At 22.6% G+C, this 12,496-nt stretch carries 10 protein-coding genes; 6 read left to right on the forward strand and 4 right to left on the reverse strand.

Translation table 25 applies throughout. From position 1 onward, the window contains the following. The first annotated feature begins 138 nt into the window (after positions 1-138). The 6 genes from VAMP_RS03690 (at position 139) to lepB (ending at position 8,073) form a co-directional block, all read left to right on the forward strand. Positions 139-1,041, forward strand: coding sequence for a lytic transglycosylase domain-containing protein (locus VAMP_RS03690; protein ID WP_213349430.1), 903 nt, complete (start codon positions 139-141; stop codon positions 1,039-1,041). A 16-nt stretch (positions 1,042-1,057) separates the two neighbouring features. Continuing rightward, entirely contained in the window at positions 1,058-1,624 is a 567-nt protein-coding gene (locus VAMP_RS03695; protein WP_213349434.1) for a non-canonical purine NTP pyrophosphatase, read from the forward strand. 32 nt (positions 1,625-1,656) lie between these two features. Continuing rightward, a complete protein-coding gene (locus VAMP_RS03700) occupies positions 1,657-2,835 on the forward strand; it encodes an MFS transporter (RefSeq protein ID WP_213349437.1) in 1,179 nt (392 codons plus the stop codon). Positions 2,836-2,859: 24 nt separating this feature from the next. Beyond that, the gene (locus VAMP_RS03705) at positions 2,860-5,502 is read left to right on the forward strand and encodes an AMP-binding protein (RefSeq protein ID WP_213349440.1); all 2,643 of its coding nucleotides are present in this window, start codon (positions 2,860-2,862) and stop codon (positions 5,500-5,502) included. Between the two features lie 141 nt (positions 5,503-5,643). Next, the gene (locus VAMP_RS03710; protein ID WP_213349443.1) at positions 5,644-7,410 is read left to right on the forward strand and encodes a hypothetical protein; all 1,767 of its coding nucleotides are present in this window, start codon (positions 5,644-5,646) and stop codon (positions 7,408-7,410) included. Between the two features lie 33 nt (positions 7,411-7,443). Next, the gene (gene lepB / locus VAMP_RS03715; RefSeq protein ID WP_213349446.1) at positions 7,444-8,073 is read left to right on the forward strand and encodes a signal peptidase I; all 630 of its coding nucleotides are present in this window, start codon (positions 7,444-7,446) and stop codon (positions 8,071-8,073) included. Between the two features lie 73 nt (positions 8,074-8,146). On the opposite strand, the gene VAMP_RS03720 is transcribed toward lepB, so the two are convergent. The 4 genes from VAMP_RS03720 to VAMP_RS03735 form a co-directional block, all read right to left on the reverse strand. Next, positions 8,147-8,665 carry a TetR/AcrR family transcriptional regulator gene (locus tag VAMP_RS03720; RefSeq protein ID WP_213349449.1) on the reverse strand — a complete coding sequence of 173 codons (519 nt, stop codon included), beginning with the start codon at positions 8,663-8,665 and terminating at the stop codon, positions 8,147-8,149. A 23-nt stretch (positions 8,666-8,688) separates the two neighbouring features. Continuing rightward, positions 8,689-9,543 (reverse strand): SPFH domain-containing protein, encoded by an 855-nt coding sequence (locus tag VAMP_RS03725; protein WP_213349452.1) that lies wholly within the window; start codon positions 9,541-9,543, stop codon positions 8,689-8,691. 158 nt (positions 9,544-9,701) lie between these two features. Continuing rightward, positions 9,702-11,117 (reverse strand): LCP family protein, encoded by a 1,416-nt coding sequence (locus tag VAMP_RS03730; RefSeq protein WP_213349455.1) that lies wholly within the window; start codon positions 11,115-11,117, stop codon positions 9,702-9,704. 163 nt (positions 11,118-11,280) lie between these two features. Next, on the reverse strand, positions 11,281-12,496 hold a 1,216-nt coding region (locus VAMP_RS03735), incomplete at its 5' end, for a hypothetical protein (RefSeq protein ID WP_213349458.1).

Genomic DNA, 12,496 nt, shown 5'->3' on the forward strand with positions numbered 1-12,496 from the left:
TCTTTTTATTAGTTCTTAATTAACTTTTCAAGCTTTTTTTATCTTTATTACTGCAAAAGTTTAGATATAAACTTATTGAAAAATTTTTTTATTTGTTTATAAGTTGATATTTAATTATTAATTGTATTTATAAAAAAAATGTTTAGTAAAAAAATTTTGATATTATTATTTTTTTCTTTATTTTTGACTGCTTGTTTTGAAACTAAAAAAATAACTTATCAAGATTCAAATCATCTTATGAGTAGTACTCAAGTAATTAGAGATATTAAAACCGTCAATTTTATGTGAGAAGATATAAATCTTGATGAACATAACTTTTTCAGGGAAAGAATAGAAAGAGAATTTTATATAATTGTTGATAATATTTATCAATATAAATTGTGGGTTAAAAGAACTTGAAAATATTTTCCGTATTTTGAAGAGAAATTACAAGAATATTGACTTCCAGATGATTTAAAATATCTTGCTGTTGCAGAAAGTTTTTTAAGACATGAAGCTTATTCAAGTGTATGAGCATCTTGATTATGGCAATTTATGCCAGCGACTGCTAGAGAATATTGACTTTTGGTAAATGATTATGTAGATCAAAGAAATGATTATACTTTATCAACTATTTCTGCTTTTGAATATTTGTCTTATCTTGGTTGACTTTTTGATTATGATTGGAAATTAGCATTATCTGCTTACAATAAATGACAATGAGCATTATCAAATACAATAGTAAGACAATGAAGTGATGATTATTTTGACTTATTACTAAATACAGAAACTCGTCGTTTCGTTCCTAGAATTCTTGCTATTAAGTTAGCTTATGAAAATAGAGAAAAACTTTGACTTAATTTAAAAGAAGAAGATTATTATTTTTTTCCAGATTATGAATTGAGAGAAGTTGAACAAATACAAGATATATATTCTTATCTAAATGAAAATAATATTTCAGTTTACGATTTCATAAAATTAAATCCTTGGATAAATATAAATCAAAATAAATTGCCATTGAGAGATGATTGACAAAATTGGACTATCAAAATTCCTATTTAAATTTTAATAAAAAACAATGAAAATAACATTTATTACTTGAAATAAATGAAAACTTAAAGAAATTCAAACAAATATTTCTTCAAGAATTAATCTTGTATCACAAGATATAGATATAATGGAAATTCAATCTCAAAATTTGGAAGAAATTTCCAAAAATAAAGCAAAACAAGCTTTTGAAAAAATATGAGAAGCAGTTTTAGTTGATGATACAGGAGTATTTTTTAATTATTACCCTGATTTTCCATGAGCATTTGCAAAATTTGTATACAAATCTTTATGAAAAGATTGAATCAAAAAACTTTTTGATTGAGTACAAGATAATACTTGAAGTATGCAAACTGCAATTTCTTATATGGATTGAAATTTGTCTGAACCAGTTTGTTTTTTGTGAATAGCTGAATGAAAATTTGAAACTCATCATTTGGATCAAGTGCCTAATGATTCTTTACCATATAATTATATTTTTGTTCCTAATTGATATACTCAAACAGTAACAGAAAATTATGAATATTGGCAAAAAAATTTATCACAGAGAAAAAAAGCTATTGAAAAATTTAATAAATGGATTTCAAAATTTATTTAATATTTTATTTTTATAAAAATTTATAACTAAATATGTTAAAATATAAAAATTATATAATAAGTGTAATACTCGTAATTATATGGAGTTTATTTTTTTCTATATATAAATATTATACTTGGTGATTATTTGATGAAGACTTTTTGACTTTGGAATATATTGCGGCATATTTAAGTTTATGATGATTTTTTTCTTTTATTATTTGATGATTTATTTACGAATTGTTGAAAGAGAGAAAATTTCATTTTATAATTTCAACATTATCAATACTAGCGATAATTATATTATATTTGCAATATTTATTTCCTGTTTATGATAATATAATTATTATAACATCTATTACAATTTTTATTTGATTTACATATTCTTTTTGGGTTATATTGAGAAGTATTCTTATATCTACTGAAATAAATAAAAATTATGCAAGTGATACTTTATTAAACTGAATAGCAAATATTTCTTTTATTTCATCATTAATTATATGAAGTATATTGTGATGATATTTAGTTGAAAAATTAAATGAAAAATGAGTATATATTATTTTGTTGATATTACTAATAAGTGCATTATCATGACTTTTTTTGAGTAATAATCTTTCAATTTCTGATAATAAAAACTTAAAATCTAGATTTAAAGAATATAAAGAACATTATATTAGAGATTTTTTGTATGTATTCAAAAAATATTATATTGAAATGATTTTTTTATGAATGATAATAGTTATTGCCACTATAATTTCGCAAAAAGCAATTCAATATATTGTAGAAAATACAGATATGAAACAAAGTATAGCCACTTTTATACTTTTAGCTAGTGCTTTATGAAGTGTGATTTGAAATGTTTTGTCTATGAAAATAAACAAAAATAAATGGTATTTTTTTATGATTTGTAGTTTTTTATTTTGAATATCTACGATTATTTTACCATTTTTTTTATTAAATTTTATTATAACTATACTTGTAGCTTTTGTAGCTTGAGTTTTTTTCTGAATAGTTTTTAATTTACTTGAATCTGATTATTTAAAAAATATAGCAATTGATGATAAAAAATCATATTGATGAACAAGTTTGTGATTGATAAGTTCATTAGTTATATGAATTATGATGATTTTGATTGATGAAATAGATAAAATAGTATGAATTACTACTACTTACATAATTTTATGAATTATATTATTTATCATTTGAATACTAATTTATTTTAGAAAAAAATAATTTTTAAATTTAAACTAAATTAAAATGATTAAATTAATTTCAATAATATATTTTTTTATTTTAAGATTAAGATATAAATTTGATATATCTTGATTAGAAAAAATAGAAAAAAATAAACAATATATAATTCTTCCAAATCATCAAGCACTTGTTGATCCTCAAATAGTTGTAAGTCTTGTATGACAAAAAATAAAAGTTAGTCCTTTGATGTCAGAAACTTATTATAATTTACCTATATTAAAATATTTTTTTATATGGATATGAGCAGTTTCAATTTGAGATATACAGAGGTGAACTTGAAATAAAGAAAGTATAAATAAATCTTTTGATAATATTAAATTAGCTTTAGATGAGTGAAAAAATATTTTATTGTATCCATCATGACAGCTTTATAGTCAATGATTTGAATCAATAAAATGAAAAAAAATAGCATATAATTTAACTCAAATATTGCCAGATAATGTTGAGATTATCTTGATCAAAACTACATGACTTCGATGAAGTATTTTTTCAAAAGCTTGGTCTTGAAAAACTCCAAATTTGATTTTAAATTTAATTAAATCATTTTTTATTTTATTGTGAAATATATTTTTTTTGATACCAAAAAGAAAAGTTAAAATTGAAATTGAAAATTATACAAATATATTGAAAAATACAAAAAATATAAATGATTACAATCAAAAATTGGAAGAATTTTATAATAAAGATTGAGAAGAAAAAGTAAATTATAAAAAACATTTTTTTTATTTTAATAATACAAAAAATAAAGAATTACCATTAAATATAGATTGAGCAATAAATTGTAGTTTGGATAATCAAGATTATGATTTACAAAAAATTGATGAAAAAATATTAAATAAAATAATAAAAAAAATAGCTGAAATAAAAGAAATAAAAGAAGATAATATAAATATTAAATCAAGTTTGATAAATGATTTATATTTTGATTCTCTTGATTTAGCTGAAATTAAATCTTTTGTACAAAATAATTTTAAATTGGCAGACAATCCTTCTATTTTGGATTTGAAAACAGTTTTGAATTTGTATATTATGGCTATTTGAGAATCACAAAACAAAGAAGAATTAAAAGATTGCAATTGGATACAGACAAATAATAAAGAAGAAAAATTATTTGATATAATTCAAAATAATTCTAATAAATTAAAAAACAATGTAAATATATTAAATTTATTTAAAGAAGTTTTTAAAAAAGATAAAAAAGAAAGTTTTGTTTATGATGAAATTTTTTGAATACAATCAAAAAAAGATTTTTTGATAAAAGTATATTTAATATCATCATATATTAAAAAATTTGATTGAAAATATATTTGATTAATGCTACCTAGTGTATCAAGTGCAAGTTTACTTATTATTTCTACAATTTTGGCTTGAAAAGTTCCAGTTATGTTAAATTGGACATTATGAGAATCAGCCCTTTTACATTGTATTAAATTTGCTCAAATAAATACAGTATTGACAAGTAAGAAATTTTATGAAAAGATACAAAATGATTGAACTGAAAAAATAAAAGATAAGTATGTTTTTTTGGAAAATTTATTAAAAGATATTAAATTAATAAGTAAAATTAAGGCATTATTTAATAGTATGTTTTTCAAAATACCAGAAATTAAATCAGAAGATGAAGCAGTTATGCTTTTTACTTCTTGAAGTGAAAGTTTACCCAAAGCAGTTGTATTAACTCATAAAAATATAATATCAGATATAAATTGAGCTTTATATCATTTTCCTATTACAAATAAAGATAAATTAATATGATTTTTGCCACCATTTCATAGTTTTGGATTTAGTGTAAATACTATTATGCCACTTATTTCTTGACTAAAAGTTTTGTATACTCCAGATCCAAATGATATTAAAACAGTATGAAATTTAATATGACATTGAAAAATAACAGCACTTAGTGCAACCCCTACTTTTTTAAATATGATTTTGAAAGATACTAATGAAGAAAAATTAAAAAGCTTGAAATATGCAGTAGTTTGAGCAGAAAAATGTAATGAAAATGTTTTTGAATTATTTGACAAAAAATGTCCAAATTGAAAAATTCTTGAATGATATTGAATTACAGAATGTAGTCCAGTGATAAGTATTAATCCACCTATTAAATCAAAAAAATGAAGTGTTTGATTAGCTATTTATTGAGGTGATGTTAAAATAGTTTGACTTGAAAATAAAAAAATATTATGAAATAATAAAGAATGAATGATTTATTTCAAATGAGATAATGTTTTTGCTTGATATTTGGATAAAAATTTGGAAAATCCTTTTGAAAATATAGATTGAAAATTATATTACAAAACTTGAGATTTATGATATCTTGATAAAGATTGATATATTTATATAACTTGAAGATTAAAAAGATTTATAAAAATAGCATGAGAGATGATATCTTTACCTTTTGTAGAATCAATATTGAATAAAAAATATTGAAATTCAATAGCTATAGAAGCTTTGGAAAAAGATTGACAAGCAAAAATCGTTTTATTTAGCACAGAAAATATAAATCTAGAACAAGCTCAAGATTTCTTAAGACAAAATTGAGTAAGTAATTTAGTAAAATTATCTGAAACAATGATTATTGATGAATTACCTGTACTTTGAACCTGAAAAATAGATTATAAAATTTTGAAAAAGATGATTAAGTAATTTGGAATTTTTTGTTATTTAAATTTATTTAATTTTAACTTTTTCTTAAAAAAGTAAAAAATCTATTGCAAAATTTAAAAAAATATTAATAATATATGTGTATATGTTTTATTTTTTTATTTAAATTAATTTTAATAAATTATGAAAAAAATATTAATTACCAGTTTTGTATTTTTGTTTTTAATTTTGTGATTTGTAGTTAATGCAAATCAATCATTAAAACCGTGATCACAAGATAGAGGATTTGTAGATTGATGGTATTGTTCTACAAAAATAGATGAGAATGTAAATGAAAATAATTCTCCATTTGTCCAAAATAGAGATTATAGATGTAGTTTTGGTGCAGGTCCAGAAACATGAAGATGTTTATTTACAGTAGAAGAGTGTTATGATTGTTCTGCTAGAGCAACTCATAAAGATGATTGATCGGATTATGAAACTAAATGAACTTTGACAGTATTTCAAAGTTGTGTTCATAATAATAGTTTGATAAATGAAGCTTGACATTATTGAACAAGACCAGCATATCATGGTATGTCAGATTTAAATTATGATCCTTCAGATTTAGGATGTAGTTATGGAACTAATCCACCAGAAACAATAAAAGTAGTATCATGAGCTAGTCATTGTGCTGCAACTAATTTAAATAAATATAATGATAATTTATGATATGATGATCCTAACCCTGATAATTGGAATTGGGACTGTTGAAATTCAAATGATTCAAGCACATTTACATGGACTGGTTTTTGAGATTTATGAACTAGTTCATATGAATCTACTGATGTTTGTTGAGGTTTAGAAGAATATCTTGGTAAAACGATTATATGACAACGGGGTTTACCAACTTGATTTGTTTGTCTAGAAGAAAAAATAGTTGATGAAAATGAAAAAAATAATGATTATATAAATCTATGAGATTGAAAATATCTAGATAAAAGTTCTGATTATATATGATGATGATATTGTGAAGAGACAAATCTTAAGTCTTTTGATGATAACAATGGTGATGGAATTTGAGGAGATGATCATTATTGTACATGAAATTGGGTATATTGGTGAATAGTTAATTCTTCTGATTGTCCAGATTGAACATATAAAGATCTTATTTCAGAAAACACAAAATGAGAACTCGTTTGATTTGTTTGTAAAAAGTGAACAAATTCTAATCCACCAGCGAAATGTTGATGAGAAGATGGGAAAACTTATGCTTTTGATGATACAAGTTGGGGTACAAATGATTTTTGTGAAGAATGAGATGTAGATCCAACTAATCCTAGTTTCCCTGGTGAAGGAGAGACTAGAAATTGGACTTGTAATACTTCTTCTTGAGATCAAGCAAATTGTAGTGCTAGTAGAGAAACTGAAAATGTTGATCCAATTTGTAATATATATGACAATCATCCTAAGAAATCTTGACATTATCTTGTTAATTTACAAGATGCTGGGAATCAATGGTGTATAGAAGAATGATATGATTATTGAAGTGTTTTAATGTGACATGATTCTTGACAACTGACTGATGAAATGATAAATAATAGTGGTTGAGCTTGGAGATGGAGAACTAATACTAATTCTTGGGATTGACCTAGTTCTGTTAGTGTAACTTCTTGAGATATAATTAAAAAAGTTGAATGTTGTAACTCAGTAACTAATCCACCAGCGAAATGTTGATGAGAAGATGGGAAAACTTATGCTTTTGATGATACAAGTTGGGGTACAAATGATTTTTGTGAAGAATGAGATGTAGATCCAACTAATCCTAGTTTCCCTGGTGAAGGAGAGACTAGAAATTGGACTTGTAATACTTCTTCTTGAGATCAAGCAAATTGTAGTGCTAGTAGAGAAACTGAAAATGTTCAATGTTGTGAAGCAGGTTGATTTGCACCTTGTACAGTATGTGAATAAATCTTTTTTATAAAATATTATTTTAATAAATAAATGAATAGAATACTATATATTTGATGATTTATTTGATGAGCTTGAATTGTAATAGTATTGTTTATATATATATTATCTTGAAATAATTGAAATTTAAATTGAAACATAAATAATTGAAATGAAATTAATTATGTTGATGATCAAGATATAGACAATACATCTTTACAAGATGATTGTGTAAATAATGATTATTATGAAATAAACTGAATTAGTATGCAACCTATATTAAAAAATTGAGATAAAGTTTTGATAGCAGAATGATATTATCAATGTGGAGGTGATATAAAAAGAAATGATATTGTGATTTATGATGCTGCATCAACAGAATCTATTATAATCAAGCAAGTTAAAGTAATGCCTAATGATAAAGTAGAATTTATAGAAAATGAGCAATGAGAAATAAATATTATTGTAAATGATCAAGTATTAAAAAATGAAGAAAATAATTCTTATATAATAAATGAAAATCAAGAAAGAATGATGAGTTTGTACATTAATAATTGAAAATTACAATCAAATTCTTATTTCATATTTGGACAACAACAAAGATGAGGTAGTTTTGATTCTAGATCTCTGGGTGCAGTAAGTTTATCAGGTATGAAATGAAAACTTATACAAAAAAATGAATAAAATTAATTTTATTCTAAAAAAAAAGATATACAGTAATTTACTGTATATCTTTTTTTTAAATATTATTTTATAACTATTTTTCCAAAAAATTTTTAATTTCTGGAAGTATATCAGATATTTTATATTTAAGACAATATCAATCTACACAATTATCTTGTGCTAATTTTTCCAAAAGATTTAATATTAAGTATATTTTTACTTTTGTTAATCAAAATTCCAAAAAAAAGTTATTAATAATTCTATCAACAAGAATTTTACCTGATAAAATTGTAGAATTAATATCTCTATCTATACAATAACCTTTTTGGAAAGCTATAGCAAAAAGATTTTTATTATCTGAAGGATAAACTAAATACCAATTAAGAAATTTTTCCAAATCTTTTTCTTTAACTGCATTTTCCAATGATTTAATATATTTATTCATAGAATATTTAATAGTTTGTAAGAATAAGTCTTTTTTATCTATAAAATAATAATATAAACTTGGTTTTTGAATATTTAGAGAATTAGCAATATTATCAAGTTTTACATCAGTATATCTTTTTGCAAAAAAATGTTCTTCTGCAACTTTAAATATTTTTTCTTTTTCCATGATTTTATTAAATAAATATAAAATTATATTTTAATTTTGGATAAAGCTCATTTTATAGTATTAACTATATCTGAATCAATAACAAATTTACTATTATCTTTCAAAGAATTTTGTGCAACTCTTAATTGTTCTTTCAATATAGCATTATCTTTAAAATAAGCAATTGCTGCACTTGCTTCATATTCTATTTCTTTTGCCCTAGCTTGTGCAATTCTTTCTATAGCTTCAGCTTGTCATTGAGCTTCCAAAATTTGTTTTTCTTTATATCATTGTGCCTCTATAATATAAGATTGTTTTTTTCATTCAGCAGTAAGTACATATGCTCTTTTTTCTTGTTCTGCAATTTTTTGTTTACTCATGGCATCTACTAAATCTTTTGGTGGATCAATTTTTTGTATTTCAACTTTATTTATTCTAATTCACCATTTATCTGTTTCTTTTGCAAGATTTGTTTGAACATAAGTATTTATTTTTTGTCTATCTCATAAAATATCATCTAATGTCATAGTACCAATAATTCATCTTAATGTTGTAACTCATAAGCTACTTACTGCCAAAATTGGATCTTGAATTTCATAAGTAGAACTTTTTGCATCATAAATTTGTGTAAATATAACTGAATCAACTAAAACGGCTGCATTATCAGATGTAATCATATTTTGAGCTGGAGTATTTATAACTCTTTCTCTCATATCTACTTTTTTTACAGATTCTATAAATGGAATGATAATATGCCAACCTGCTTGCAAAGTAGAATGATATTTGGAAAGTCTTTCTTTAACTCATTTTTCAAAAGGAGATACTTTTACAAGTGTAAAAAATATAATTATAAATCAAAGAAATATTAATAATAAGGATACAACAAACAGTCAATTCATATCTTTTAATTAAGATTATAAATAATTAATTTAATTATAAACAAAAATACAATTAATTCAATAAGAATTAATTTAAGAAAAGTTAAATTTATAAAAAAACAAAAAATTGATAGCAAAAATAAAATAATTACATATAAAGAATAAAATATTTTCATATTTTAATTTTCAATAAATTTATTTCAAAGATATATTTCCATATGAGCATCTAACTCATTTGATTGTAGTACCTCATCAATATCAATAAAAATTCTCAATAAAGAAATTGTAGATTTATAAGAATTTAAATCATCTACATAAACTATATTTTTTTCATAATATTCATCAGAATTTCAAGTATCTATTACATCAAATCAGTATTGTTTCAATTCAATAGCCATATTATTTGCTATAGAAATTAATCTTCAATGTTTAGATCTAATAGTTTTTGGATCTACTGCATTAACAACTTTAATACTAGGTTTTTCAAGTAAATATTCTTGATTATTTAAGAAAAAAAATGCAAAATCCTGAATATTTTTATAGTTGGAAAAATCAGATACATTAGCTCATTGTTGTAAAAGAACTGAAGCTCAACCAAACAAACTTCTCTGAGGATAATATAAAAAACATCAAATATCAGTTGTTTCAAAATAACTTTTATCACAATCTGCTGTAAGTCAAGCACTATTGTATATATCTAATTCTTTAACATAAGAAATAAGAGATATTATTTGTCTAAAACTTATATTAGTTTCCAACATAGAATTAAACTCTCAATAAAGTTTTTGCAAATTAGGAATATTTACCAAATTATTTACAGATACTATTTGAGAAATAATTGATTTAATAAGTAATTGTTGTCTTATAGATCTAGAAAAATCGGATGTAGTTTGTCTACTTCTAGCATATTTTAATGCAGTTTCTCAATCAAATTTTTGAATTCATTCTTCAACAATAAAAGTTTGATATCATCAATTAGCAGTAGGATATTTATGATCTACAATTTTTTCTGGTACATCAACTTCTACTCATCATAATGAATCTACTAATTTAATAAATCAATCAAAATCTATCAAAGCATAATAATCTATATTAATTCAAGTAATTTCATTAATAGTAGATATTAATGCATTTAATCATTCTGATACTTCTCAAGTTCTGTTATATATAGTTGGTAATAATCAATTTATTTTTCAATTATAAGATACATCAGGATTACTAATATATAAATCTCTTGGAATAGATAAAAAACTTACAGATCATAAATCTACATCATAAGATGCAACTATAATACTATCTGCTAAATATCAATGATCATATCATAATATCAATGCATTAATTTGTCAAAACTCATCTACATTCAAATCTTCTCATACCGTAGATTCAGTAATAGACATTATCATATTTGATAAACCTGACATAAAATTTTGTCAAAAAGAGATAGCATAATTTGCAAAATAAAAAATCAGAAACAAAGAAAAAGATATAAATGAAAGTTTTATAAAAAACATAAAACTAATAAAAGAATCTTTAGTCTTGGAAAAAATATAAATTAAATTTCAATATGTTCATAACCTTTTTTTCTTAAAAGCCACTTTAATTAATTTATTATAAATTTAAAATATGTAGTAATTGAAAAATAGATAGATTAATTAATTTTAGAATTAATTCAAAATATTATTTTCAAAAAATTACTAAAACTAAAAACCTATCTATATATAAAACTAAATTATTATATAATAATTATTTATACATTTTTTAAAAATCAATTGTTGGTTCCATAGGCATTCATCATCCAGGTATTCATCACATAAAACCTCACATAATTTCTTCAATTGTTTGAAACTCTTCAGGTTCTTGAACATCAATAGAATCAGTTCATTCAATTAAATCATTAAATTTAATAGAAAAATTACCTTTTTCTCAAAGAACACTAAATTTAAAATCTAAATCAAAATTAGATTCTATACTTTCATCTCAAAAAGAATATTCTGTTTTCAAATTTCAATTAAAAGAATCTTCTCAAGATCAATCATCATAAACAAAATTTATATCACTTTTATTTCACTCAGATGTATAACTTATTGAAATACTTTCATCAGGAAGAGATGCATTTAAAAACTTAAGTTCTCATGAATCATTTCATAAATATCATTCAATATCAATTTCATCAATTTTGAATGTATCAAATTCTAATTTGTATCAATCTCATACATTAAGAGTTCATTTAAAATCAATATCATTGATAATATCATTTAATGATGAAGTAGCATCTGATATATCATTTTCTGTTAAAACAAAAACTTCAAGCGATAATATTTTAGTAGATAATTCTTGTATATTTTCAGAATCAAGTTCTACAGAAAAAGATGAGTTTCAAAGTTCTTCTACACTTTTTAATATAGGATATTCTTTTATCAAAGATTTAATATCACCAAACATATCATATACATCAGAAATATTTATTGATTCAACATCTCACAAAGTCTCACCACCAGCAATTTGAATCCATTGTCATTTAAATGGAGATATCATATTATCTATCATCATACCTAATTGAGAATCATCAGAATTTATTTCCATATTATCCAAAGATAAATATGCAGTTTCTCATAAGGTTATCATATTTAAATCAATTAAAGCATCTATATTAGATTCTGTTAATCAATCATTATAATCTCAATTAATTGCCAAAGACAATTCCATTGATGATTCAGAATCCATAACATCTCATGAATTTTCTATATCCATAGAATAAGATAATTCAGCATCTCAAACATACATTTGATTATTTGAAGTTAAGTTTATAGATCCTTTTTCTTTAAGATAATCAAGAGATGATAATATTGAAATTGATTTATCTATATTATAGAATATATCATCAACTATTGTATTATAAGCTTCTTCAAAACTTACATCATCAGCAAAAGATACTTCTGGTTTATCGCTAGATCCTCAAGTATCGAAACAAGCA

Origin of the sequence: Candidatus Vampirococcus lugosii, from assembly GCF_018420025.1 — a bacterium.
Taxonomy (GTDB): Bacteria; Patescibacteriota; Gracilibacteria; order Absconditabacterales; family Absconditicoccaceae; genus Vampirococcus; species Vampirococcus lugosii.